The organism is Mycetocola sp. Y719 (genome assembly GCF_056713205.1).
In genome coordinates this window covers 960,998-985,463 of sequence record NZ_JBWYGY010000002.1, presented here as the reverse complement: position 1 = coordinate 985,463, position 24,466 = coordinate 960,998, and the positions used below count along the sequence as shown (strand labels likewise).

The window sequence follows — 24,466 nt, the reverse complement described above, 5'->3', positions numbered from 1 at the left end:
GTCGCGTGACGTCAATTCGGCGGGCGGCGGTTTGCCCGTTATGATTAACCCCGTGCGTCCGCCAGACGGTCGCGCATGGAGACGTCGCATAGTTCGGCCTAGTGCACCACCCTGCTAAGGTGGAGTCCTCGTAAGGGGACCGCGGGTTCAAATCCCGCCGTCTCCGCCACCGAAACCCTCACTGAAAAGTGGGGGTTTTTGCGTGGTCCTATGGCTGGGGGTCGCCGTCTCGTTGTCGGGATTTCCTTGGGGGTGGGCTGCCGCCTTTCTCGGAGCTTCGCTCCGAGCGGGTTCAAATCCCGCCGTCTCCGCCACCGAAACCCTCACTGAAAAGTGGGGGTTTTTGCGTGGTCTATGGCTGGGGGTCGCCGTCTCGTCGTCGGGATTTCCTTTGGGGTGGGCTGCCGCCTTTCTCGGAGCTTCGCTCCGAGTGACCATCCGTCAGCACAAAATCAACGCGGAGCCGGAAATCGAACGAGCCGCCCGCAGTGCGCACGGCACTCGGATCGGCGAGCGGACCGATCCGTGCTTCGAGTGTGGATCGCGCACTCACGCGGCGGGGCGGCCGTAGGTTTCGAGCAGCCGCAGCCAGATCTCGTTCACGGTCGGGTAGGCGGGGACGGCGTGCCAGAGACGGTCGAGCGGAACCTCGCCGACGATCGCCACTGTCGCGGCCTGGAGGAGCTCGCTCACATCCGGGCCGACAAATGTGACGCCGAGAACGACCTTCCGGTCCTCGTCGACGACCATCCTCGCCATTCCTGCGTAGCCATCCTCTCGAAGGCTGGCCCCGGCGACGTGGCCGATCTTGTAGTCGACGGCTCGGACGTTGTACCCGGCAGCCTGCGCACCCTCCGCCGTGAGCCCGACTGACGCGACCTCAGGGTCAGTGAACGTCACCTGAGGAACGGCTTCATGGTCTGCGGTCGCCACGTGGGTGCCCCACGCTGCATCCGAAACCGGCTTGCCGGTAGCGCGCGCTGCGATCACATCTCCGGATGCCCTCGCCTGGTACTTGCCCTGGTGGGTGAGGAGCGCTCGACGGGTGACGTCACCGGCGGCGTAAAGCCAGTCGTATCCGCGCACCAGCATGGTGTCGTCCGTGTCGAGCCACTGGCCCGGTGTGAGTCCGATGGCATCGAGACCGATGTCACCAGTCTGAGGAGTGCGACCGGCGGCGACGAGGACCTCCTCAGCGCGGATGGTCTGGCCGTCCCCGGTCCTGACCTCGACGCCGGTGCCGGTTCGTTTCACCCCGATTGTCGAGGTGTTGAGCAGGACGGTCGCACCCTGCTTGCGGAGGGCCTTCACGACGAGTTCACCGGCGAATGGCTCCAACTCGGTGAGCATGCCGCTGCGGGCGATGAGGGTGACGTCGGTGCCGAAACTCGCGAAGGCCGTTGCCATCTCGGCCGCGACCACGCCTCCACCGATGATCGCCAGGCTGCGCGGCACCGTTTGTGTGCTGGTGGCTTCTCTGCTCGTCCACGGTGTTGACTCGCGAAGGCCGTCGATGTCGGGGATGAGTGCACTGGAGCCCGTGGTCACCGAGACGGCGTGCCTCGCCGTGAGGACGGTGATCGCCCCGTCCGCGGCGGTGACGGTGACTTCCCTGGGTGCGGTGATCCGGCCGTGACCGCGGACGAGGTCGATGCCGGCTTTCGTGAGCCACTTGGCCTGCCCTGCGTCTGACCAGTTGCTGGTGAAGGAGTTTCGCCTGGCGAGCACGGCATCGACGTCGAGTTCTCCGGTCACCGCCTGTGCTGCACCAGGCACGCGCTGCGCGGTGCGGAGGACCTGTCCGGAGCGGAGCAGGGCCTTGGATGGCATGCATGCCCAGTACGAGCATTCGCCTCCGACCAGCTCGTTCTCGACGAGGACGACGGACAGGCCACCCTGGACTGCGCGGTCTGCGACATTCTCGCCGACCGCACCTCCACCCAGGACGATGAGGTCGAATTCGGTGCTGTGCATGAGTGATCCGTTTCGTGGGGTGTTGTGTGCTGGGGGAGCCGCTCGCGGCGGCGGGGCAATCAGAAGTCGAACGCGCCGAAGAAGTCCATCCCGCCACCGCTGTCTCCACCGGCGTCGGTCGAGTCGGATATGTCAGCGGAGGCGGCCGTGTTCGCGACGACGGTGGTGCCGATGAGGCCGGCCCAGAAAATGGCGTCGATCGCTGTCGAGGCGATCGCGTAGGTGGCGAAGCTCCCCAGGAACGAGCTGCCGAAGGCATCGTTGTTCCCGTTGCGGGTGCGGTCTTCGCTGAAGGTGCGGGTGAGGATGCCGGGTTCGCGTTCCTCGGCACGCGTGGCGGTCTTCGCCAGCGCTGCCGGCGATGCATCTGCGGGGCTCTCGCCACCCGGGAGGTCTGCGGCGAACCGGTCGAACACCAGGTCGCGCTGCTCCGGTGTGAGCTTTTCGAACGCCTCGACGTGGGCCTGTTCGATGGTGTCAGGCTTCGCGGTGCGAAGCAGGTACTCGTAGCGCTCGACGGCCTGCTCGTCGTCCGTGGGCGGTTCGGGGCTGGCGATGGTGATGTTGCGGCCGAGGATTCGATCCAGGAGAGCCATGGTGTGTTCCTTTCCGGGGGCTGTTTCGAGGTGGGTGGGGTGCCGATCGGGGGCGCTCCCGCGCCCCCGATGCGATCAGGCGGTGCGCTGCGTGAGCACCAGGTCGTGCTCGCGCAGCCACACGGTTATGTGTGAGGCGTACCACTCCGGCCATTCGACGTCGTACTCACCGTGAAGCACTTCTGCTTCGAACTTTCCGTGGGCGTCTGCCGCGCTCTTCAGCGCTTCCAGAACCAGCTCGGTTGTCGTGTCGTCGATCTCGTGCGTGTTCATCGTGTCAATCCTTGTTGTTGTCGGCGAGCCAGGTCTAGCGACCGGGAGCGCGGTTGACGATTTCCTGGAGGAACCAGCCGTTGCCGTCCGGGTCTTCGAAGGAGACGAACGAGTTGTAGTCGGCGCGCTTCGGGTCGGGTCCACTGATGCGGTTCCGTCCGCCCGGGCGGTGGAAGAGACCATCGGCGTCGTGCCAGACCTCGCTGACCGGGATGCCACGGCCGGCGAGTTCGTCGTGGGCGGCAATGACATCTGTGACGGTGAGGTGCAGGTTCTGCACGGACCCGGGGGCCGATTCAGTCAGCCCGGTTCCGAAGATGATCGACATCTCGGACCCCGGAGGGGTGAGCTGAACGATGCGGAGCTCCTCGCTGATGTCGAAGTCGGCGTCGAGGCGGAAGCCGGCTTTCTCGTAGAACGCCTTGGCGCGGTTGACGTCGGACACCGGGAGGACCAGTACTTCGAGTTTCATATCCATGATGGGTGTTTCTCCTGTTGATGGTTGTTCGATGGGTTTCGCCTCGTGGTGCTGCTCCCGTTGCGGTGGCGAAAGGCCGGTCGCGGGACGTGGGATCAGGTTAGGATGCTCGAGAAGACCGCGTCGACGAAGTCGTCGAGGGGTGCCTGGGAGCGGAGGACCTTGGCGTGGGCGATCGAACCTTCGAGCCCGGCGATGATGACCTGAGCAAGGCGCTCGGAATCCGTCTGGCTGGAGATCTCCCCCGCCGACCGCGCCTGGGCGATCGTGGCCGCGAGTCGCTGTTTCCAGACCGCGAGCGATTGCCCGACGGCCTCCGTGACCGCTTCGCTCTGGGACGGCATCTCCGTCGAGAAGTTGCCGAGAAGGCATCCTCTGGAGAAGTCGTCGGTGGCAGCCATCTCGACGACGTGGTTGACGTGGTCCCGGATTCGCTGGATCGGCGACTCACTCGGGCCCTCCAGGAGGTCCCATCGCGTGTTCGCCGCGTACTGCGACACCGCCTCGAGGGCGAGTGATTCCTTGCTGTCGAAGAAGTGGTAGAACGAGCCCTTCGGGACCCCAGCCGCCTTGGTGATGTCGAGAACGCCCGTCGCCGTATAGCCCTTCGTGTGGAACAGCCTGACCGCCGTGTCGACGATCACGTTTCTGGTGTCTGAACCCATGTCAATCTCCTCGATGGTGATTCCCGGTAGAATAGACCGGTCGTCTAATGGTTGCGTACTTGTCATCAAGCACATCCCCGGGCGGGTTATTCCCACACTGAGAAGATTTCTGGTGCCCAGTGGTCTTCGGCTCAGCCGGCCGCGAAGGCCACGTGGAACAGCGCCCACGCCCGACGGCCGATGTCGCGTCGCTCGTCCGGCTCGCTTCGCGCGAGCACGCTGGCCAGCATCGAAATGGCGAGCACGACGTCCTCGACGGCGACGCGGTCGCCCAGGCGGCCGGCATCCTTCTCCCGGGAGACGATCCGCTCCACCACGCTCCGCAGCCGGTCGCCGAGGTGGGTCACCCTCGGGTCGTGCGGATGGGCCGTGATCATGTCGATGAACGCCGTGGACACGAGCGCCTGCTCGATGACCCGATCGAGCAAGCCGTCGAGGGTGCTTCCCTCGTCGGCTACGAATTCCTCCAGATCGCCGATGTTCTCCTCGAACACCGCGACCGCGAGGGCGATGCGGTCGGGGAAATGCCGATACAGGCTGCCCTGGCCGACACCGGCCCGACGAGCGACGGCGCTGAGTGGCGCAGCGAGGCCGTCGGCGGCGAAGACGTCGCGTGCTGCCGAGATCAGAGCCCGGCGATTCTCGGGCCCAGCGCTCGGTCCTCGATTTGCTTTCGGCTGCGCTTCCACCCGTGTAGCCTACAACCGGACAGTGTTGTCCGGTACGACAGCGCAGTGGCCGGCCGGAAAACCCTGACCGGCCGAAATCGCGCCCACGCACAACCCGAAACGAAAGTAGGAACCCCCATGGCCCCCACCACCACACTCTCCGGCGACTCCTCGGTCGGCACCTGGCTCGACCACCCGGTCGGCGGTCCGATCCTCCGCGACCTCCTCACACAGGCCGGCCAGAGCGCCGACACACTCCGTCCGGTCCGCCGCCTCGCCATCAAGCGGCTCGTGAAGCTCAGCAAGGGCTCATTCCCGCCCGAACTGATCGACGAACTCGTCCGCAAGGTCGAAGCAGGCGAGGTCCCGGCGTCCGCATCGGCAGATGCTCCGGTCGCAACGGCGAGCGTGGACACAGGCGTCGCGGCTGTCGAACGTCCTGAGTGGGTCGAAAAGGTGAGCGCAGGGCGCTTCACCGGCAAGACCGTCATCGTGACCGGTGCTGGATCGGGCATCGGCCGGGCGACGGCCTCGCGGGTCGCCCGTGAAGGCGGCCGCGTCATCGCCGTCGACATCTCACGCGAACGCCTCGACGACTTCGCCGCCGAGCTGCCCGAGGCCGATGTCGTGACCGTCGCCGCAGACATCACCGATGACGCCGCGATCGCCTCCATCGTCGCCGCTGCCGGTGACCGCATCGATGCCCTGGCGAACGTCGCAGGCATCATGGACGACATGACCCCGGTGCACGAGGTGTCGGATGCCGTCTGGAAGCGCGTCTTCGCCATCAACGTCGAGGGCACGATGAAGCTCATGCGCGCCGTCGTCCCGTCGATGCTCGCCCGCCAGTACGGTTCGATCGTCAACGTGGCCTCAGAGGCAGCGCTGCGTGGGTCGGCGGCCGGAGCCGCGTACACCGCGTCGAAACACGCGGTCGCCGGTCTCACGAAGAGCAGCGCCTTCATGTACGGGCCGAGTGGCATCCGCGTCAATGCCGTCGCCCCCGGCCCCACGATCACCAACATCGAAGCGACCTTCGCCTCCGCACTGGGCGCGGAGCGCGTGCGCGCCGGCATGGCCGTGATGCCCGAGGCCGTCGAAGGCGATGCGCTCGCGGCGTCGATCACCTTCCTGCTCAGCGATGACGGGGTCAACGTGAACGGCGTCATCCTCGCCAGTGACGGCGGCTGGTCGGCGGCCTGATCGGCGGTCTGGTCCGCCCGTTCGAGGTGGGCGGACCAGACCGAAACGCTGGCCCCCCGTCTGAGGGTCCACCGGCACAATGGCCCTGGCCCCCGTCGTGGGGTGGCCAACCTGCGGCAATACTGCGCCAAAACTGCGGTTGGCCAGCGGAATTGTGTGATTTCGGTGGGTGAACCTGACGGGAACTCGACAGGATGAAACGGCGGGGGGAATCTTCCTTCCGTGTTGACGCCGGTCTTCGCGACCGGCGTACGCCCTGCCCGATTGCGGGCAACTTCCGTGTCCCCGACGCGTTCTGGTCCCGCTTCTCGTGCCGGGCCGAAACGACGCTTTTCGCGGCCCCTAGACCTCGGTTCGCGTCCGGAAATGGACATCTTGAAGACTCGTACAAAACTGCTGGCCGGATTCAATGCAAGCATCCTCCTGGGAGCCGCACTCGTGCTCCTGGCCGGAACTGCACCCGCCAGCGCCCACACGCCCGAAGTCGACCCGACGTGCACAGGCGTGACAGTGGCACTGGAGAACTACTCGGAAACCACCGGCGACTCGACACCGAACGCAGTGGTCGTGACCATCGACGGCGTTGAGGTTGCTAACGACGAGTTCGGCGCTGCCTTCGCCGGCCGGTATGACTTCGCCGACACCACGATCGGTCACGAGTACACCGTGACCGTCGATGCGCTCGACAATGCATACGACAGGTTCTTCGAAGGAACGACCGACGCCTGCACCGCACCGCCGGTCCTCGCTGATGCCACGGCGGCTGTGCACGTCACCACTCCTACGTGTGACGTGCCCGCCCGCCTCGAGCTGGGCGAAGCAGTGAACGCCACCTGGTCCACGCCGACCGCGGTGACAGGACCGGCCGACTACTCGGTGGTCGCCACCGCCGACGCCGGCCATGCGTTTGCGGACGGGGAGACGACGGCGACCTTCACCGGACGTCTCGACGGTCAGCTCGATTCCGTCGAGGCCGGTTGCGCCACGTCACCGGGCACCGTTCCGTCGAAGCCTGAGCCCGTCGTGACGTCGACCTCCGTCGACGACGCGAACTGCGACACGGACACCATCACGACGACCACCACGACGGTCTCGACCGGATGGGCCTACGACTCCGACTCGAACTCGTGGCTGGCGACCAAGCCTGTCACCACCGTCACCACCGCGGATCGGGACGCTGCCCAGCAGGACTGCCCGACGCCCGTCGGTGTGAAGTCGGCTGCGACGGAGCTTCCGTCTACCGGAGCTGACAGCGGCTGGCTGCTCGGCGTCGCCGGAGCGCTCCTGGCAGCGGGTGCCGCACTGGTGCTGGTTCGCCGGACGCGTCGCGCCTAGGAATTGACAAACGAGAACGGCCCGCAGAGCTTGCGCTCTGCGGGCCGTTCTCTCTGTAACCGAGGGAGATCGCTGGGGGCCGCCGTCAGGTTCCCGAGGATTCCTGATTCGAGGCTGCCGCCTTGCGCAACGCTTCGCGTTGCGCATCCCGCTCGTTGATGCGGGTGTTCTCGGCACGCACCTCCGCTTGTGTGGCCCTCTCGGTGACGAGCCAGGCCGGCGGCGCTTCGAGCAGTGCCGTGATCTCGGCGGTCGTGAGCGCCTCGGTGATCTCGGCGCGGGCGAGGCCTGACACGGAGACGCCGAGTTTGCGGGCGACTTCGAGACGCGGGTGGGGTCCGTTCTTGCGGAGGTCGACGAGCCACTGGGGCGGGTTGGCGAGAAGCTCGTTGAGCTGTTCGCGGGTGACCGGTCCGCCCTTGAAATCGTCTGGAGTCGCCGGGAGGTAGACGTTCAGCTTTTTCGCGGCCGTCTCCGGCTTCATCGTTTGGGGGGTCTTGTTGGAAGCCATGTCCCCAGAGTAACCGCTGGCAGCACGCCGGAACACAGACTCCGTCAGTCGGACAGCGTGCTGTGGTCCGCGTCGGTGACGAGCCACTGGCCTGCGGCGACGAGAAGAGCGGCGATTCCCCTGTCGAGGGTGGGGTGGATGACCGGCGCGAAACGCGACGAGTGATTCGACGGGATGTCGCTGTCCATCGTTCCCTTCGCCACAGCGGCGGCGATCTCGCCCGGGTCGGTTCCGCCGAGCAGCCAGAAGACCAGCGGTGCGCCGCTTGCGGTGGCGAGGAAGCTGACGTCCTCGCTACCGGTGACCGGCCCCGGTTCGAGAATCGACCCGGGGCCGAATGCCGCACGGAACGCGTCGATCACACGCCGCGTGGCATCCGCGTCGTTGATCAGAGGAGGGAAGGATTCCTGGGGAACGATCTCGGGGTCACGTGGAGCACCGGCAGCGGCCGACTCCGCCCGAATGATGCGCGTGATCGAGCCGAGGACCCGCTCGCGAATCGTGGCATCCGTCGTCCGGACGCTGATCCCGAGTGTCGCCTCTTCGGGGATGATGTTGCTCTTCGAGCCGGCCTGGATCTGGCCGACGGTGACCACGGCCGTGTCGCTTGCGGCGACCTCCCTCGAGACGATGGTCTGCAGACGCATCACGGTCGAAGCCGCCATGACGACGGGATCGACCGTCGTTTCGGGGCGGGAGCCGTGACCCCCACGCCCGAACAGGCGAACGCTCATTGCGTCCGTCCCGGCGAACGCCGCCCCCGGGTGGGCGCCGACCGCCCCTGCAGGCGCAGGAGCGACGTGCTGGCCGAGCACCACATCCGGCGTCGGTACGCGCTCGAAGAGGCCGTCCTCGATCATGGCAGTCGCACCGCGGCCGAGTTCCTCGCCCGGCTGGAACACGACGACGAGCGTGCCCGTCCAGGCATCCGGATGACCGACGAGGATGCTTGTGGCTCCGAGCAGGCAGGTGACGTGGACGTCATGTCCGCACGCGTGCATGACCGGCACGTCGCGGCCGTCTGGGTCGATGCCACGGTCTGTGCTCGCGTAGTCCAGTCCGGTGTCTTCGCGCACAGGGAGGGCATCCATGTCGGCGCGAAGCATCACGGTCGGGCCCTGACCGTTCCGCACGATGCCGACCACTCCCGTTCCGCCGATGCCGGCGAGGACCTCGATCCCCAGCCGGGCGAGGTGCTCGGCGATGATCCCGCTGGTGCGGTGCTCGGAGAACGAGAGCTCAGGATGCCGGTGAAGATCGCGGTACACGTCTGCGAGCGCGGCGCTCGTCGCCGGCACATCGAGCAGGAGGTCGGTCATCGGTGCTCTTTCCTCTGGGGGGCGTCGGGTTCAGACTATGTGTCGCGCGGGTCGTGGCGCAGCACGAATTCGCCGGATGTCGACGAGGCGCGATTCTGCGCATCGGGGAGTGGAATGACGCGCCAGCGGAGGACTTCGGCCACAGGGCCAGCCATAGGGTGACTGCACACACGGTGCGTCGAATCCGGGAGCGCGGTCATGCCAGCAGAAGCCCACGCAGCGGGCAGCGAGAGCACACCGCCGACCCCGGCCGCACGCAGGACCCACATCCTGTCGGGCGGGCCGTTCCGCTTCGGTTTCGTCACAACACTCGGGGTCCTCCTCGCGCTTCTGCTCGGTTCGGCGATCGTGTCACTGAGCACGGCGCTGACACTGATCTTTGTCGCATTCTTCGTCTGCCTGGGGCTCTATCCCACCGTGCAGCGACTCGAATCCCGCGGATTCTCCCGCAGCGGCGCCGTGCTGAGTGTCCTCGCGGCGTTTCTCCTCGTCGTCGCGCTCCTGGCCTGGCTGATCGTTCCGATCATCGTCACGCAGTCAGCGGAACTGGCGAAATACCTGCCGTCAGGCATCGACCAGATCGAAGACCAGGACTGGTTCACCTCCATCAACGAGGCGCTCGGCGGCGCGTTGACGCCGGGCGTCGAGTGGCTCGGGCAGGCGGCGTCCGACCCGAACGTCTGGCTCGCCGTCGGCGGAGGAGCCCTCAGGGTCGGCGCTGGCTTCCTCAACGGTGTGGCCGGAACCGTCTTCGTGATCGTGCTGACGCTGTACTTCGTCGCCGGGCTGGAGAGCATCAAGCACGCGGGCTATGCTCTCGTCCCCGCGTCGAAGCGAGAGTCGTTCATCGACTTGTCTGAGACCATCACGGCATCCGTCGGCAAGTATCTCGGTGGCATGGTGATCCTCGCCGCCATGAACTCCGTGTTCACCTTTCTCCTGCTCACCGCATGCGGGGTGCAGTTCGCCCCCGTCCTCGCAGCCCTCGCCTTCCCGATCACCCTGATCCCGCTCGTGGGCAGCGTCATCAACATGATCATCATCACGACGGTCGCGCTGTTCACATCGCCGATGACCGGACTGATCGTTCTCCTCGTCATGCTCGCTTACGTCCAGGTCGAGTCGTATGTGCTCACGCCGAGGATCGTGGGCAAGGCCATCAACATCCCTGGATCTCTCGTGCTGATCGGCGCGCTGATCGGAGGAACCCTGCTCGGTTTGCTCGGTGCGCTCATCGCGTGCCCGGTCACGGCATCCGTTCTCCTGATCCTGAAGAAAGTCGTCGTGCCGACCCAGAACCTCCGCTGACGGGAGCGTGATGGACGCCGAGACAGTCACCCTCCTGCTGGTCGCGATCCACGCGGTCGTCGGTTTCATCGCCGCTGTGCTCATCGCCGCCAACCGGCGCCCGTCGGCCGCCATCGCCTGGATCCTGACGATCATCTTCATTCCCTTCCTCGGGGCTCTGGCCTTCTTCCTCGTCGGGGTAGGGCGCCTGCCCACAGCGCGACGGGAGAAACAGCGGGAGATCAACGCGCGCGTCCTCGACAGGACGGAGGGGCTCTCCCAGGTGTCGCATCGCGACGAGTGGCCGGGCTGGCTGGCCTCAGCGGTGCAGTTGAATCGCACCCTCGGCGCCCTGCCGATGGTGGGCGGCAACCGGGCTGACCTGCTCGACGACTACTCCGGCTCCATTCGGGCCATGGCCGACGACATCGACACCGCGACGGATTACGTGCACGTGGAGTTCTACATCCTCGTGCTCGACGACACCACCCAACCGTTCTTCGATGCGCTCAGGCGGGCGACCGCCCGCGGCGTCACCGTCCGGGTCCTCTCCGATCACCTGTCCGGGCTGATGAACCCGCGGCGGCGGGAGACGCTCGCCGCGCTCGCCGGGATGGGCGCTGAGTGGCACGCGATGCTCCCACTCCGCCCGTTCCGCGGACAATGGCAGCGCCCGGACCTGCGCAACCACCGCAAACTCCTCGTCATCGACGGCCGCGTCGGCTTCACCGGTTCGCAGAACCTGATCGACGCGAGCTACCTCAAGCCGAAGAACATCGCGAGGGGACTGCTCTGGCATGAACTGATGGTGAGGCTCGAGGGTCCTGTGGTCCGCGAACTCAACGCGGTGTTCGTCACCGACTGGTACAGCGAGACCGACGAACAGTTACCGCTCGACACCTCCCCTGTGGTGCTCGCGGACGAGGCTGCGCTTCTCGATGCGCAGGTGCTGCCGAGTGGCCCCAGCTTCGAGAACGACAACAATCTCAAGCTCTACGCCATGCTCATCCACAACGCGAAGGAGAGGGTGAGCATCACGAGTCCGTACTTCGTGCCGGAGGAGTCGACGATGCTGGCCATACTCACGGCTGCGTCCCGCGGCGTCGTCGTCGAACTCTTCGTCTCCGCCATCGGCGACCAGGCGCTGGTCTACCACGCCCAGCGGTCGTACTACGAAGCCCTTCTCCGCGCCGGGGTGGCCATCTATCTGTACCGCGCGCCGATCGTGCTGCATTCCAAACACTTCACCGTCGACGACGACGTCGCTGTCGTGGGCTCGAGCAACATGGACATCCGTTCGTTCAGCCTCAACATGGAAGTCTCCGTCCTCGTCCATGGTGCGGATGTCGTCCAGCGGATGCGACGGGTCGAGGACGGATACCGCGCGAACAGCGACCGGCTGGAACTCGCCGACTGGATCTCGCGCCCCGTCGGTCAGAAGGTCAGCGACAACCTGGCCCGACTGACATCGGCACTCCAGTGACGCCGGGAGGCGTCGGAGAATGCTGACGAACATCCCCGAGCTGATTCCGCTGGCGCTGGCGATCGCGATCAGCCCGATCCCGCTCGCCGGGCTGCTGCTGAAACTGATGTCCCCCGACGGCTTCCGTGCCACGATCGGCCTCGCCTCCGGCTGGTTCCTCGGGGTGGGGGCCGCTGTCGGCGGGCTGTCCGTCCTGTCGACGCTGCTCCCCGAGCACGACCCCGAGGCAGCCAGGCCATTCGTGGCCATCGGCTCGCTTGTCGTCGGGGTGGCGCTCGCCGGCATCGGGATCGTGCAGATCCGATCCCGTCCAGCGGGAGAAGCCACTGTGACGTTGCCGACGTGGATGGGGGTGCTCGACCGGCTCGGCCCGTGGCGGGCGGCCGCGATCGGCTTCGGATACGCGGCACTGCGGCCTAAGAATCTCATCCTTGCCGCTGCCGCCAGCGTGATCATCTGGCGGAACAACCCCGAGCCGGTCAGTGTCGTCATCTCCCTCGTCGTCTTCACCGTCGTGGCGTCGAGCACGATGATCGCCCCGGTCCTCGCCTATGCGTTCGGGACCACCGTGGTGCGGCGCAGCCTCGTCCTCCTGAGGGAATGGCTCCTCACCCACGTCGCCCTGATCACCGGGGTCACGTTCATCGTCCTCGGCGTGGCGCTCACCCTGTTCGGTCTCGCCGGGCTGATCGCCTGACCTGAGCGGCGGCCCACTGGCGCCGGCTGGCCGCCACGTCGACGGCATCCGTATTAGCCTGTGACACGACCGTTCACCCGAGCGGAGGATGACGGGGACACCATGGCTGCCGAATCGACGCCCGACCCTCTCTTCTCTGTCGCGTTCGTACCGGGGGTGACTCTCGCGAAGTGGTCGAAGGTCTGGAGTGAACGCCGGCCGGACCTGCCGCTGGGATTCCTCCCCACCGCCGAGCAGGATCAGGTGCGGGTGCTGCACGATCGAGTGGCCGAGGTCAGCTTCGTACGACTCCCTGTGGACGGCTCCGACCTCAGCGTGATTCCGCTCTATCGGGAAACACCGGTCGTCGTGCTGCCCAAGGAGCATGCGCTCGCCGACGCGGAATCGGTCACCGTCGCCGACCTCGCGGCTGAGCACCTGCTGCAGGACCCTGACCTCGTGCCGGAGTGGCGCGACGTCGCCGACGAGATCCGCGACGGGACTCGCAGGCCGCTGCCGAGCATCCGTGACGGCGATGACGCCGCCGAGCTCGTCGCCGCCGGTGTCGGCATCGTGATCGTTCCGCAGTCGGTGGCGCGACTGCACAGCCGCAAGGATGTCGTCGCCCGCCCGGTGACGGACGTGGCCGAGTCGCAGATCGCCCTCGCCTGGCTCGAGGAGAACACCACGCCGGACGTCGAAGAGTTCATCGGCGTGGTCCGTGGTCGCACCGCGCGCAGTTCACGTGCACCGCAGGAAGAGCCGGAGAAGGCGCCGCCGAAAGCTCGCAAGCCGCAGCAGAAGCCGAAGGCGAAACCGTTCACCCCGCGGCAGGGCCGTGCCCCGAAGAAGCTCGGCAAGGGCCGCAACCGCGGTCGGGGCCGCTGACCTGACTACGCGATCGTGGTGCCGAACAGCAGGCCGAGCAGGTAGGTGACGGCTGCGGCCCCGTAGCCGATGAGCAGCTGCCGGAGTGCCCGCTTGAGCGGCGAAGCACCGGACAGCACGCCGACGATCGCGCCGGTGATGAGCAGGGCGATGCCCACGAGGACGGATGCCACGGCGACGGCAGCGAGACCGGTCAGGCCGAACATGTAGGGGAGCACGGGCACGATGGCGCCGGACGCGAAGAAGAAGAAGCTCGAGAGTGCCGCGCCCCTTGCGGAGCCGATCTCCTCATGGCCGGTGTTCTGGGCCGAGACGCTTCCGGTGTCGAGCCCCACGTGCACGCAGTCGAGGTCGTTGAGGACTTCGTGCGCGTGCTCGGCCGCCTGCTTCGGGGCCATCCCGCGCACACGGTAGACGAGTTCGAGCTCGTTGGCATTGACATCGAGCTGGGGCAGGACCCGGCGCGCGGACGGGTCCGGCGTCGTCGACTCGAGCAGCTCGCGCTGGGACCGGACCGAGACGTACTCGCCTGCAGCCATCGACAGGGCTCCCGCGAGAAGCCCCGCGACGCCTGCCGCGAGGACGATCCCGGTGCCGACACCCGTTGCGCTCATGCCGAGGACGAGCGCGAGGTTGGAGACGAGTCCGTCGTTGGCGCCGAAGACCGCCGCCCGGAACGTGCCGGAGATGCTGTTGCGGCCACGGGCAGCCAGCCCGCGCACGATCTCCTCGTGCAGTCGTTCGTCCGCGGCCATCGCGTCTGTGGCGTCGGCATCCGACTCGTACGGCGATCGCGATTCGGTGCGCTGCATCAGCGCCAGGACGAAGACTGAGCCGAAGCGCCGGGCGAAGAAGGCCAGCAGCCGGGTGCGGAGTGCCGTGCGGGTCGGGACATCGGCGTGCTCACCGAGGAGCTTGATCCAGTGCGCTTCGTGGCGGCGTTCCGCCTCGACGAGCCCGCGCAGGATGGCGCGTTCCTCACCGGTTCTGCGGCTCGCGAGTTCTCCGTACACGGATGCTTCTGCGCGTTCATCGGCGAGGTACCTGCGCCATCGCTTGATCTCAGCGGCGGTCGGTGCGTGGCGGACGGGGGATTCGGTCACGGCATTCTCCTGATGCAGGTGGCCGGAGACTCCTCTTCGGCCATCGTCGAACGTATGGCCGAAGGTCTCGCTCGCCCGCACAGATGCGGGTGGGCTGCCGGGTTGGGAAACCAGTATGTCGACAGACCGCGTCGCCGTTTCTGGAGTGAAAGCGGCGGTGGGAACTACTCCCCTTCGCTGGGATCGATTCTACCCCAGGCGCCGGCGGACCGGTCAGGCGCGGTCGTAGGCTTCTCGGAGCCAGCCGAGCAGTTCGCCGTCCACGTCTTCGATGCTCGTTACGCCGACCGAGTGGGTGCACATGCCTCCCGTCGCCCTGAGTCGTTCCCCACCCGGCTCGCCCTTGAGGTTGATGCCCACGTCGACGCGGGTCTTCGTCGCCGGATTCACGAGCGCGAACTGTTTCTTCCGGCGGAGAGACACGGTCGCCTGCTTGGGTGCGATTTCCACGTCGGGCCCGAAGTCGGCGACCGCGCCGACGATGGCGTCGTAGATCGGGCGGAGGTTCGGTCTGGTCGCGTACTGCTTGTCGATGAGGTCCTCACCCTCAGGGCCGCCCTGGTTTCGGTACATCAGGGCGATGAAGTTGGCGAAGCCATGGGAGACCCCGTGCTCGGTCTTGAGCAGGGCCATCATCTCACCGTGCTTTTCGAGGCCGGACGCCTCGAGGATCGTGAACCACTCCGGCAGCGACTTGCCTGTGCTCGCCGGCAGCCCGTCGACTCTCTTCTGGGTTTCCGCATCCATGCCCGGAACGCTACTCGCCGCCCGGTCGGGAAATCGAGGGGTCAGCGGGAGTTTGCGGCCGCGATGACCGCGTGGAGGGTCTCGCGCATCCTGGTGAGGTCTTCGATCGACATGCCGAGTTCCGAGACGATCTTCGGAGGGATGCCTTCGGCCTGGTCGCGGAGGCGACGGCCGGCATCCGTCAGCGTGATGTCGAGCACACGCTCATCGACCGTGCTGCGCTGGCGCGTGACGTAGCCCGTCGCCTCGAGTCGTTTGAGCAGGGGAGACAGCGTTGCTGGCTCGAGCTGGAGCGCCGACCCGATCTCCTTGACCGATCGGGGGCTGTGTTCCCACAGGGCGAGCATCACGAGGTATTGCGGGTGGGTGAGTCCGAGGGGTTCGAGGATCGGTCGGTACAGGGCGAGGACGCTCCTCGACGCGACGGCCAGGGCGAAGCAGACTTGGTTCTCGAGGGCGAGCAGGTCGTCGGTGTTGGTCTCGGTCATCACGCTCCTTGTTCTCGAATTATCCTATACACTAATGATTATGGCACGAAGTAAAAAGCCGCGGGAGAGCGTTTCGGATGCCGGTGGCTTCACCAACTGGCTGAACAACCGGCTGCGTCCGTACATCGGGCCTCCGCCGCTCGGGCCGTACAACGAGGAGCCGTTGCCGCCGTCGTCCGAGTCCGGGTGTCCGCTGTGCGGCCAGGCGATGTCGGCGCACGAGGTCGACCGCACCGGAGTGAAGACCCAGCTGCACTGCCCGACGCCGACGAGCTGACGCTGCCCCCTGCTCGCCGCCGGGCGTACAATCGCGGCCATGGAGCATCCGCAGGTCTTCGAATCCGGTGATCGGGTCGTCCAGCGCGTTCGAGTGATCTGCGCGGACTATCCCGAGTTCGCCGAGGCGGAAGCGTGGGGTCGCCCCACCTTTCGCGCAGGCAAGAAACTCTTCGTCGTGATGGGCTCGTCGATGGACCGCCCGCACACGATGGTGTTAAAGCCAGACCCGGATGAGCGCCCAGCCCTGCTCGAGGACGACCGGTTCTTCGTGCCGCCGTACTTCGGCCCTGCCGGCTGGCTCGGCATGGACCTCGATGAGAGGACGAGCGACTGGACCTTCGTCGCCGAACTCATCGACACCTCGTACCGCCAGGTCGCGCTGAAGCGGCAACTCGTCGCGCTCGAGGAGCGCCACCTGCGTTGACCGGCTCGCGGATCGGCTCGCGCGGGTCTTTCGGCTCCGCGCGGGTGAAAAAACACCCGCGCGGAGCCGATCCACCCGCGCAACCGGTTACAGGTCGCTCGACTGCGCCCAGAGGTTGACTCCGGCGTCGCCGGCGAACTCGTCGATGCGCGCGAGTTCGTCGTCGGTGAAATCCAGGTTGTCGAGTGCGGCGAGGTTCTCGTCGAGCTGCTCGATCCGGGAGACGCCGATGAGCGCGCTCGTTGCGCCACCCTCGCGGAGCACCCATGCGATGGCGAGCTGGGCAAGCGTCTGGCCGCGGGATGCCGCAATGTCGTTGAGACCACGCAGGCGAGCGAGGTTGTCCTCAGACAGGAAGCTGTCGTTGAACGATCCGCGCTCGGTGGCGTGCGTGGCGTCCGGGTCATCGAGGAATTTGCTGGTGAGCAGTCCCTGCGCCAAGGGTGTGAACGCGATCGACCCCATACCGCCATCGCGGAGGGTGTCGAGCAGGCCATCCTCGACCCAGCGGTTCACGAGGGAGTACGACGGCTGGTGGATGACGAGGGGAGTGCCGAGGCCCCTGGCGATCTCGATGGCACGCGCCGTGCGTTCGGCCGAGTACGACGAGATTCCGGCGTAGAGGGCTTTGCCTTGACGGACGGCGGTGTCGAGGGCGCCGATCGTCTCCTCGAGCGGGGTGTCGGGGTCGAAACGGTGCGAGTAGAAGATGTCGACGTAGTCGGTGCGCAGTCGTTCGAGCGACTCCTCGAGGCTGTTGAGCAGGTACTTGCGCGAGCCGAGCCGGCCGTGCGGGCCCGGCCAGTGGGGCCAGCCCGCCTTTGTCGACACGATCAGCTCGCTGCGGTACGGCTTGAAGTCCTTCGCCAGCATCCGACCGAAGTTCTCCTCGGCGCTGCCGTTCGGTGGGCCATAATTGTTCGCCAGATCGAAGTGCGTGATGCCGCGATCGAATGCGTGGCGCAGGATCTCGCGCTGCGTGTCGAACGGCCGGTTGTCGCCGAAGTTGTACCAGAGCCCCAGCGAGATCGGGGGCAGCAGCAGCCCGCTCTCACCCACACGGCGATAGCCGAGATGGGTGTAGCGGTCGGATGCCGCTTGATACGGCGCGTGGATGTCGGGAACGGATGCGTCGAAGCGCACGTCGTCGGGCACGGTGATCTCCTCAATGGTGGAACAGGCGGACATGAGTGCGCCTGTACGTACAGGCTAGGTCACACGCTTCGTTCGTCGGCAGGGACCGCCGTCAATTGGCGCGCGGACGAATGGTCATGTAGTCTCTAATACGGCCTGCGAGCAGCTTTGTTTTGTCAGGCCAAGCCCATGCGCCCGTAGCTCAACGGATAGAGCATCTGACTACGGATCAGAAGGTTGGGGGTTCGAATCCCTTCGGGCGCACGGTATGCCTCGGAAAGACGCCAGTTCTGGCTGTCTCTCCGGGGCTTTTTCGTTGGTGCATCGCTCCATCCCCTACGAAACGAAGGACGAAGCCCATGAATCGAGCCGCAGGCCCAGTGCGCCCCCTCCTTCTCGTTGTGGGCATCATTGCCATCGGCCTCATTCTCCGCGGGCCCATCGTCGCTGTGGCGCCCATCGCCGGCGAGATCAGTGCCGACCTGTCGCTGAACGCGGCTCAGGTCGGCCTGCTCACCAGCGTGCCAGTGCTGTGCTTCGCGCTGATGACGCCTCTTGCGTCGCTCCTCATCGGCAAGGCAGGCGCGAACGTCGCGACCACGATCGCCATCATCGGTGTCGGCGTCGGCTCGATCGTGCGCTCGGCAGGGGACGTCGGCGCCCTTCTCATCGGGACGATTCTCATGGGGGCGTTCATCACGATCGGCAACGTGGTGATCCCCGTCATCATCCGTCGCGACATCTCGGCCGGCCGCGTCGGAATCGTCACCGGTGCCTACACCTCGGCGTTGAACGTGGGCTCGATGATCACCACGCTCGCGACGGTGCCGCTAGCCAATGCCCTGGGCTGGCGCGGAGCATTGCTGGCATGGCTCGGTTTCGTCGTGCTGGCCGCTGTGGCCTGGTTGGTCGCCGTGGGACCCCGGCGCGCCTTCCGTTGGGGCCCTCTCAAGCCACTGGTCGAGACGGACGCCGTCGACACGGTCGCCGTCGACACCCGCGGCATCCCGCTCGCCGCTGTGGAACCCCGAACGTGGCGCAGCCTGTCCGCGATCTTCCTCTCGCTCGCGTTCGGCGCCCAGGCCTTCTCCTACTACGGGCTCACCGCGTGGTTCCCGACCATTCTTGAACAGGAGCTGGACTACTCGGCGGGCGAGGCCGGCGCGAGTTCGTCGATCTTCCAGATCGCCGCTGTTGTAGGGGCACTCGGAGTGCCTCTGCTTTCCCGGCGCATCGGCATCCCGAAGACGTTCTCGCTCGTATCCGTACTCTGGATCAGTCTGCCGCTCGGCATGATGCTCGCTCCGGCCGGATGGCCCATCTGGGGTTTCCTGGGCGGTGTCGCCCAGGGCGGCGGGATCACGATCGTGTTCATACTGGTCGTGCAGCTCGCCCTGAGTGGCGCGCACGCCAGGCGGCTCTCGGCGATGGTTCAGGGAGTGGGCTACGCCCTCGGGGCCACTGCCGCGTTCCTCGTCGGAGCAGTCCATGACGCCACAGGGACGTGGACCCTCCCCATCGGCGTCCTCCTCATTTCCACTCTCGTCTTCACCGCTTCGGGCCTCACCGCGGCCCTCCGGGCGAGTGGACCCCGACAGCGGAAGTAGACGGACTGACCCGGACGCCTTCGGGCGAACTGGGTGCCCCGGACAGACGCCGGTTCTGGCTGTCTCTCCGGGGCCGCTCCCGTCGGCCACCCGCTCCCTCCGTGTGCATCGATCCCGTGTTTTCCCACGAGCCGAATGCCAGGGAGGAAGCCAGGTGTCCTCGCCGCACTCTCAGGCCGTTGCTGCGCCCGTCATGATCGCCACGGCTTCGGTCATCGTGTGCGAGGTCGGCGTGATGGTCGCCGCCCGTTTGCCGAGGCGCTGAATGTGGATCCTGTCCGCCACCTCGAATACGTGTGGCATGTTGTGACTGATCAGGATCACCGGGATTCCCCGGTCGCGGAGGTTGCGCACGAGCTGCAACACCTGGTTCGACTCGCGGACCCCGAGTGCGGCAGTCGGTTCATCGAGGACGACGACCTTCGACCCGAATGCCGCTGCGCGAGCAACAGCGACTGCCTGACGCTGACCGCCGGAGAGATTCTCGACGGGCACCGTGACATCCTGCAGTGTGGAGATGCCGAGCCCGGTCAGCCCGTCGCGCGCCTTCTTGCGCATCCCCGCTGTGTCGATGATTCGGAAGACGGATCCGAGGATTCCCTTTTTGCGCTCTTCCCGACCGAGGAACAGGTTGGATGCCACGTCGAGCGCCGGTGAGACCGCGAGGTTCTGGTAGACAGTTTCGATTCCGGCGTGGCGAGCGTCCTGTGGGCGTTTGAAGGCCACCGGCTTCCCGTCGAGCAGGATCTCGCCCTGGTCGGGAACCTCGGCCCCGGTGAGGCATTTGATCAGCGTGGACTTCCCGGCGCCGTTGTCGCCGATGATGGCGAGGACTTCGCCCGGATATAGCTCCAGGCTCACCCCGTCCAGTCCGACGACACGGCCGAACGTCTTGACCAGGTTCTTCGCCTGGAGGATCGGCGCGGGCGGAACGGCCGGCGCGGAATCAGGCAGTGCATTGGTGAGGGTCATTTGCGTACCTTTCGGATCCACTGGTCGAGCGAGACGGCGACGATGATCAGGACGCCGACGGCGAGGGTCTGGTAGAGCACATCCAGGCCGGCGAGGGAGAGTCCGTTGCGGAAGACGCCGACGATGAGTGCGCCAAGCAGCGTGCCCCACACCGTCCCGCGCCCGCCGAAGAGGCTCGTCCCGCCGATCACCACGGCGGTGATCGAATCGAGGTTCAGGTCTGCCCCGGCGTTCGGGCTGGCCGCGTTCGACCGGCCGATCTGGATCCAGGCAGCGATGGCGAGGATGGCCCCGGCGGCGAGGTAGACGCTCATCAGCACCCGGTCCACGCGGATACCGGCGAGCCTGGCGGCCTCCTTGTCGTCCCCGACGGCGTAGACGTGCCTGCCCCACGCGGTCTTGTGCAGGATGAACGCGACGGCGACATAGAGCAGGAGCATCATCAGCACACCGACGCTGATCCGCACGCCGAGCACGTCGAACGTCGATCCGGTCCAGGTGAGGAGGGCGGGCATATCGGTACCCCGGACGGTTGCGCCGGCGGAGTAGAGGAGCGTGAGCGCTACGAAGATGTTCAGGGTGCCCAACGTCACGATGAACGGTGGCAGTTTCAACCGCGTGACGAGGAGCCCGTTGAACGCTCCTGCGGCGAGCCCGACGACGAGCCCCAGAAGGAGAGCGACGATCGCCGGCAGGCCGTTCTGGGTCGCGGTCTGGGCGATCACCATCGATGTGAGCACCATGACGGCGCCGACGGACAGGTCGATTCCCGCGGTGAGGATGACCAGGGTCTGCGCGATGGCGAGGGTGCCGACAACGGCGACCTGCTGGGTGATGAGGGAAAGATTGGAGGGGGCGAGGAACCTGTCGTTGAGGAACCCGAAAACGATGATGGCGATGACGAGCACGACGGCCGGGCTGAGTGCCGGGTAGCGGTGCAGTGTGTTGCGGATGCGGTCGATGGGCGTACGCCGGTCGAGGAACTCGGTCGCGAGATCGTGCTGACCGGTTGACGACGCGGGCTCGGTGGTCTGGGAACTCACGGGGACTCCTATGTCTGGTGATCTGCCGGTCGCCCGGCGGGGGAAGGGGTGCGGCCGCTGGTCGGCCGCACCCGGGCGCGGGGGCTATCCCCAGCAGATATCCGCTGCCTCGCCGGAGTCGATGCTCTCGACGCCGTCCGCAGGCGTGTCGGTCACCAGTGCGACACCGGTGTCGAAGAAGTCCAGTCCCTCGGTGGTGCTGGGCTTGGTTCCGTCCTCGGCGAGTTTCGCGATCGCCTCGACGCCCAGTTCAGCCATCTTGACGGGGTACTGCTGCGATGTCGCGCCGATGACGCCATCCTTGACGTTCTTCACCCCGGCGCAGCCACCGTCGACGGAGACGAGAAGGACATCCTTCTCGCGGCCCGCCGCTTCAAGGGCCTGGTACGCGCCGTATGCCGCTGGTTCGTTGATCGTGTAGACCACGTTGATGTCGGGGTTCTTCGACAGCAGGGTCTCCATGGCCGTGCGCCCGCCGTCCTCGGCGCCCTGCGTGGCCTCGTTGCCGACGATCTCGTACTCGCCCCCGGAGTAGGAGCCGGTGGACTCTTCGTCTCCGTTGGTGCTTCCGTCTGCGACGTCGATGCCCATGCCCTCGAGGAAGCCCTGGTCACGGTTGTAGTCCACAGAGACCACCTTGTCGTCGAAGAGGTCGAGCATCGCGATGGTCGCCTTGTCCCCGTCGAGCTGCGCAGCCGTCCACTCGCCGATAGCGGTGCCCGCGGCGCGGTTGTCGGTCGCGAAGGTGATGTCGACGGCGTCGGCGGGATCCGGCGGAGTGTCGAGCGCGATCACGTAGAGACCGGCATCCCGCGCCTTCTGGATGGCATCCACGACGGCGGGGCCGTTCGGCGTGATCAGGATGCCCTTGTCTCCCTTGGAGATCGCATTCTCGATCGCCTGGATCTGTGTGTCCTCGTCGCCGTCCTCCTTGCCCGCCGCGAGGGTGAGCGTGACGCCGGCGTCCTCCGCAGCGGCCTTCGCGCCATCCTGCATCGCGACGAAGAAAGGGTTCGAGGTGGTCTTGACGATCAGGGTGACCCCGACCTCTTCGCTGTCCCCTCCCGTGGTGCCGGATCCGCCGGCGGCAGAACAGGCGCTTGTGCCGAGCAGGGCGAGTGCTGTGACGGAGCCGGCCACGAAGAGCCGCTTTCCGAGCATCGATCGATTCAACATTGAACTTCCTCTTGGTTTGGGGGATTTCGGAATCCCGACAACGATGTCATGAGTAGGTCTATGCCATTAACGCCGATATAGTCAAGTCAAATCGTATTTTGGAGACTAAATGGTGACACCGTTGTCAACATCCGCTTCTGACAGCAACCCGCCGAGGCAGCGCGCGACCATGCGGCATGTGGCGGCACTGGCCGGCGTCGGGATCAAGACGGTTTCGCGCGTCATCAACGGTGAGCCGAACGTGTCTGACGCCACGATCGCCCGCGTGCGGTCGGCGGCCGAGCAGCTGAATTACCAGCCTGACCTTCATGCCGGGAATCTCAGGCGGACGGATCGGAGAACGCAGACCGTCGGACTTCTGGTGGGTAGTGTTGCCAACCCGTTCTCCGGCGCGATTCATCGTGCCGTCGAAGATGCTGCAGCTGAACGCGGGGTCGCCGTGTTCGCCTCGAGTCTCGACGACGATCCCGATCGCGAGCGAGGGATCGTCGATGCCTTTCTGCGGCGGCGGGTCGACGGTCTCATCCTGACCACGGTGAACAGAAGCCAGGGGTACCTGCAGCATGAGCTCGACCAGGGAACCCCGATCGTCTTCGTCGACCGGGAGCCCGTCGGCGTGGATGCTGACGCAGTCGTTGCAGACAATGTCGACGGTGCCGCGGCAGCGACCAGCCATCTCATCGATCACGGTCATCGCCGGATCGCATACCTCGGTGACCGGACAGACATCCAGACGGCGGCCCTGCGTAAACGCGGGTTTCTGAACGAGGTCGGGAAGGCCGGGATTCCGACCAGCGACGTGCGCCTCCTCGATGACCTCCACGACGAAGAGACCGCCCGGGTCGCCGTCGCCAGGTTGCTGGAGAGCGACACCCCGCCGACGGCAATCTTCAGCAGTCAGAACCTCGTGACGATCGGCGCTGTGCGCGCGCTTCGCGAGCACGGACTCAGCCGGCAGATCGCGCTTGTCGGCTTCGACGACATCGAGCTCGCCGATCTTCTCGAACCTGCAATCACGGTGGTCGCCCAGAACCCCCAACGCATCGGTGCACTGGCCGCCGAGCGCTTGTTTGCCAAGCTCGATGGGAACGCCGACCCGGCCCGCACCTGGGTCGTGCCGACCGAACTGATCGTGCGCGGCTCGGGGGAGATTCGACCGAATGGCTGACAACTCCCGTGTCGTCGTCATCGGCGACGCCCTCATCGATGAGCTCCGATTCGGACGAGAGACCGCGAGCTTCGTGGGCGGGGCAGCTCTCAACGTCGCCGTCGGGCTCTCTGTCCTGGGCGTTCCGACAACTCTCATCGCCATGGTCGGCGACGACAGTGACGGCCAGGACATTCGCGACCACCTCGCCGGACACGGCGTGGGTCTCCTCGCGACGACGGGCCCCCGTGGCTCGTCTCGCGCGATATCCGACCGAACAGACGGTGAACCGACCTACCGCTTCAACGAGGCAGCGCAAGCACGACGGATCGTGTTCGGCGCGCGAGAGAAGGCCGCGATAGATTCCGCCGCCCTCGTCGTGGTGAGTTGCTTCCCCTTCGACGACGACGAGCAGGCTGCTGCGCTGGCAGATTCGGTCAGCACGCCGGAGAGGCGCCTTCTGCTCGATCCCAACCCGCGGGCGGGCATGCTCCATGACCGGGAACGTTTCGCCCGCAACTTCGAGAGGGCCGCAGCACAGGCGCTTCTCACCAAGGTCGGAGAAGAGGACGCGGAGCTGCTGTACGGCGTGACGCTGTCGGCCCTACGGGATAGGCTTCTGCGATCCGGCGCGTCATCCATCCTCGCGACTGCCGGCGCGGAGGGCGCAGAAGTCGCGACCGGATCGGGCACCCGCGTGCGCTCATCGATCGTGCCGCTGCCTGGCCCCGTCATCGACACCATGGGGGCCGGTGACGCGACCCTCTCGGCTTTTGCGGCGACGATCGCACTCGACGGCATCCCGACCACCGACCGACGGTGGCAGGAGGCCCTCGTCGACGCGATGGGCATCGCCGCGGCGACCTGTCGCGCCGAAGGTGCGCTCCTGCGACTGCCCGTCGACCGTGTCCCGCCTGTCCACGAGGACGACGGCCAGGTGGTCACTGACGAAACATTGCGTATATGAATTTCAGATTTGCATGTGTAAAG

26 protein-coding genes and 2 tRNA genes are annotated in these 24,466 nt (G+C 66.4%); 13 read left to right on the top strand and 15 right to left on the bottom strand.

Annotated elements, in window-relative coordinates; genetic code table 11:
• Nucleotides 1-77: 77 nt before the first annotated feature.
• Nucleotides 78-169, top strand: a tRNA-Ser gene (locus tag AC1M0F_RS10975).
• A 380-nt stretch (nucleotides 170-549) separates the two neighbouring features.
• On the opposite strand, the gene AC1M0F_RS10970 is transcribed toward AC1M0F_RS10975, so the two are convergent.
• From AC1M0F_RS10970 to AC1M0F_RS10945, 6 genes are all read right to left on the bottom strand, one after another.
• Complete coding sequence (locus AC1M0F_RS10970; protein ID WP_480238258.1) at nucleotides 550-1,974, bottom strand: dihydrolipoyl dehydrogenase family protein; 1,425 nt, start codon at nucleotides 1,972-1,974, stop codon at nucleotides 550-552.
• 59 nt (nucleotides 1,975-2,033) lie between these two features.
• Entirely contained in the window at nucleotides 2,034-2,570 is a 537-nt protein-coding gene (locus tag AC1M0F_RS10965; RefSeq protein ID WP_480238257.1) for a hypothetical protein, read from the bottom strand.
• 75 nt (nucleotides 2,571-2,645) lie between these two features.
• Nucleotides 2,646-2,843, bottom strand: a complete 198-nt coding sequence (locus tag AC1M0F_RS10960) for a hypothetical protein (protein ID WP_480238256.1) — start codon at nucleotides 2,841-2,843, stop codon at nucleotides 2,646-2,648.
• Nucleotides 2,844-2,877: 34 nt separating this feature from the next.
• Nucleotides 2,878-3,321: a VOC family protein gene (locus AC1M0F_RS10955; protein ID WP_480238255.1), complete on the bottom strand. Its 444-nt coding sequence runs from the start codon at nucleotides 3,319-3,321 to the stop codon at nucleotides 2,878-2,880.
• Between the two features lie 95 nt (nucleotides 3,322-3,416).
• Nucleotides 3,417-3,986 carry a TetR/AcrR family transcriptional regulator gene (locus tag AC1M0F_RS10950; protein ID WP_480238254.1) on the bottom strand — a complete coding sequence of 190 codons (570 nt, stop codon included), beginning with the start codon at nucleotides 3,984-3,986 and terminating at the stop codon, nucleotides 3,417-3,419.
• 131 nt (nucleotides 3,987-4,117) lie between these two features.
• Nucleotides 4,118-4,675, bottom strand: a complete 558-nt coding sequence (locus AC1M0F_RS10945) for a TetR/AcrR family transcriptional regulator (RefSeq protein WP_480238253.1) — start codon at nucleotides 4,673-4,675, stop codon at nucleotides 4,118-4,120.
• A gap of 117 nt (nucleotides 4,676-4,792) precedes the next feature.
• On the opposite strand from AC1M0F_RS10945, the gene AC1M0F_RS10940 reads away from it, so the two are divergent.
• Complete coding sequence (locus AC1M0F_RS10940; protein WP_480238252.1) at nucleotides 4,793-5,857, top strand: SDR family NAD(P)-dependent oxidoreductase; 1,065 nt, start codon at nucleotides 4,793-4,795, stop codon at nucleotides 5,855-5,857.
• A gap of 366 nt (nucleotides 5,858-6,223) precedes the next feature.
• Entirely contained in the window at nucleotides 6,224-7,192 is a 969-nt protein-coding gene (locus AC1M0F_RS10935) for an LPXTG cell wall anchor domain-containing protein (RefSeq protein ID WP_480238251.1), read from the top strand.
• An 85-nt stretch (nucleotides 7,193-7,277) separates the two neighbouring features.
• Here AC1M0F_RS10935 and AC1M0F_RS10930 read toward each other — a convergent pair whose 3' ends face one another.
• Nucleotides 7,278-7,703 (bottom strand): DUF5997 family protein, encoded by a 426-nt coding sequence (locus AC1M0F_RS10930; RefSeq protein WP_480238250.1) that lies wholly within the window; start codon nucleotides 7,701-7,703, stop codon nucleotides 7,278-7,280.
• A gap of 44 nt (nucleotides 7,704-7,747) precedes the next feature.
• On the bottom strand, nucleotides 7,748-9,022 hold the full coding sequence (locus AC1M0F_RS10925; protein WP_480238249.1) for an amidohydrolase: 1,275 nt from the start codon (nucleotides 9,020-9,022) through the stop codon (nucleotides 7,748-7,750).
• 198 nt (nucleotides 9,023-9,220) lie between these two features.
• Here AC1M0F_RS10925 and AC1M0F_RS10920 point away from each other — a divergent pair, with 198 nt between their 5' ends.
• From AC1M0F_RS10920 to AC1M0F_RS10905, 4 genes are all read left to right on the top strand, one after another.
• Nucleotides 9,221-10,330, top strand: a complete 1,110-nt coding sequence (locus AC1M0F_RS10920; RefSeq protein WP_480238248.1) for an AI-2E family transporter — start codon at nucleotides 9,221-9,223, stop codon at nucleotides 10,328-10,330.
• Between the two features lie 10 nt (nucleotides 10,331-10,340).
• Nucleotides 10,341-11,792 (top strand): cardiolipin synthase, encoded by a 1,452-nt coding sequence (gene cls, locus AC1M0F_RS10915; RefSeq protein ID WP_480238247.1) that lies wholly within the window; start codon nucleotides 10,341-10,343, stop codon nucleotides 11,790-11,792.
• A 19-nt stretch (nucleotides 11,793-11,811) separates the two neighbouring features.
• Nucleotides 11,812-12,489, top strand: coding sequence for a GAP family protein (locus tag AC1M0F_RS10910; RefSeq protein ID WP_480238246.1), 678 nt, complete (start codon nucleotides 11,812-11,814; stop codon nucleotides 12,487-12,489).
• Nucleotides 12,490-12,591: 102 nt separating this feature from the next.
• Entirely contained in the window at nucleotides 12,592-13,356 is a 765-nt protein-coding gene (locus AC1M0F_RS10905; RefSeq protein ID WP_480238245.1) for a LysR family substrate-binding domain-containing protein, read from the top strand.
• Between the two features lie 5 nt (nucleotides 13,357-13,361).
• Here AC1M0F_RS10905 and AC1M0F_RS10900 read toward each other — a convergent pair whose 3' ends face one another.
• The 3 genes from AC1M0F_RS10900 to AC1M0F_RS10890 form a co-directional block, all read right to left on the bottom strand.
• Entirely contained in the window at nucleotides 13,362-14,459 is a 1,098-nt protein-coding gene (locus tag AC1M0F_RS10900; RefSeq protein ID WP_480238244.1) for a VIT1/CCC1 transporter family protein, read from the bottom strand.
• A gap of 213 nt (nucleotides 14,460-14,672) precedes the next feature.
• Nucleotides 14,673-15,206: a DUF5655 domain-containing protein gene (locus tag AC1M0F_RS10895; protein ID WP_480238243.1), complete on the bottom strand. Its 534-nt coding sequence runs from the start codon at nucleotides 15,204-15,206 to the stop codon at nucleotides 14,673-14,675.
• A gap of 41 nt (nucleotides 15,207-15,247) precedes the next feature.
• Nucleotides 15,248-15,694 (bottom strand): MarR family winged helix-turn-helix transcriptional regulator, encoded by a 447-nt coding sequence (locus tag AC1M0F_RS10890; RefSeq protein WP_480238242.1) that lies wholly within the window; start codon nucleotides 15,692-15,694, stop codon nucleotides 15,248-15,250.
• Between the two features lie 40 nt (nucleotides 15,695-15,734).
• Between AC1M0F_RS10890 and AC1M0F_RS10885 the strand changes: the two genes are divergently transcribed.
• Together AC1M0F_RS10885 and AC1M0F_RS10880 are read left to right on the top strand one after the other, a co-directional pair.
• On the top strand, nucleotides 15,735-15,971 hold the full coding sequence (locus AC1M0F_RS10885) for a hypothetical protein (protein ID WP_480238241.1): 237 nt from the start codon (nucleotides 15,735-15,737) through the stop codon (nucleotides 15,969-15,971).
• Nucleotides 15,972-16,010: 39 nt separating this feature from the next.
• Complete coding sequence (locus AC1M0F_RS10880) at nucleotides 16,011-16,397, top strand: MmcQ/YjbR family DNA-binding protein (protein ID WP_480238240.1); 387 nt, start codon at nucleotides 16,011-16,013, stop codon at nucleotides 16,395-16,397.
• An 87-nt stretch (nucleotides 16,398-16,484) separates the two neighbouring features.
• On the opposite strand, the gene mgrA is transcribed toward AC1M0F_RS10880, so the two are convergent.
• Complete coding sequence (gene mgrA, locus AC1M0F_RS10875; RefSeq protein ID WP_480238239.1) at nucleotides 16,485-17,585, bottom strand: L-glyceraldehyde 3-phosphate reductase; 1,101 nt, start codon at nucleotides 17,583-17,585, stop codon at nucleotides 16,485-16,487.
• A gap of 137 nt (nucleotides 17,586-17,722) precedes the next feature.
• On the opposite strand from mgrA, the gene AC1M0F_RS10870 reads away from it, so the two are divergent.
• Nucleotides 17,723-17,795 (top strand) — tRNA-Arg (locus AC1M0F_RS10870).
• A gap of 95 nt (nucleotides 17,796-17,890) precedes the next feature.
• On the top strand, nucleotides 17,891-19,138 hold the full coding sequence (locus AC1M0F_RS10865; RefSeq protein ID WP_480238238.1) for an MFS transporter: 1,248 nt from the start codon (nucleotides 17,891-17,893) through the stop codon (nucleotides 19,136-19,138).
• A 171-nt stretch (nucleotides 19,139-19,309) separates the two neighbouring features.
• On the opposite strand, the gene AC1M0F_RS10860 is transcribed toward AC1M0F_RS10865, so the two are convergent.
• From AC1M0F_RS10860 to AC1M0F_RS10850, 3 genes are all read right to left on the bottom strand, one after another.
• Entirely contained in the window at nucleotides 19,310-20,110 is an 801-nt protein-coding gene (locus AC1M0F_RS10860) for an ATP-binding cassette domain-containing protein (protein ID WP_480238237.1), read from the bottom strand.
• Nucleotides 20,107-21,153 carry an ABC transporter permease gene (locus tag AC1M0F_RS10855; protein ID WP_480238236.1) on the bottom strand — a complete coding sequence of 349 codons (1,047 nt, stop codon included), beginning with the start codon at nucleotides 21,151-21,153 and terminating at the stop codon, nucleotides 20,107-20,109. Before AC1M0F_RS10855 ends, AC1M0F_RS10860 begins: the two co-directional genes overlap by 4 nt.
• 84 nt (nucleotides 21,154-21,237) lie before the next feature.
• Entirely contained in the window at nucleotides 21,238-22,329 is a 1,092-nt protein-coding gene (locus AC1M0F_RS10850) for a substrate-binding domain-containing protein (protein WP_480238235.1), read from the bottom strand.
• A 109-nt stretch (nucleotides 22,330-22,438) separates the two neighbouring features.
• Between AC1M0F_RS10850 and AC1M0F_RS10845 the strand changes: the two genes are divergently transcribed.
• Together AC1M0F_RS10845 and AC1M0F_RS10840 are read left to right on the top strand one after the other, a co-directional pair.
• The gene (locus AC1M0F_RS10845) at nucleotides 22,439-23,497 is read left to right on the top strand and encodes a LacI family DNA-binding transcriptional regulator (RefSeq protein ID WP_480238234.1); all 1,059 of its coding nucleotides are present in this window, start codon (nucleotides 22,439-22,441) and stop codon (nucleotides 23,495-23,497) included.
• Nucleotides 23,490-24,443, top strand: coding sequence for a carbohydrate kinase family protein (locus AC1M0F_RS10840; protein WP_480238233.1), 954 nt, complete (start codon nucleotides 23,490-23,492; stop codon nucleotides 24,441-24,443). The genes AC1M0F_RS10845 and AC1M0F_RS10840 overlap by 8 nt, the downstream gene beginning before the upstream one ends.
• Nucleotides 24,444-24,466: the final 23 nt, after the last annotated feature.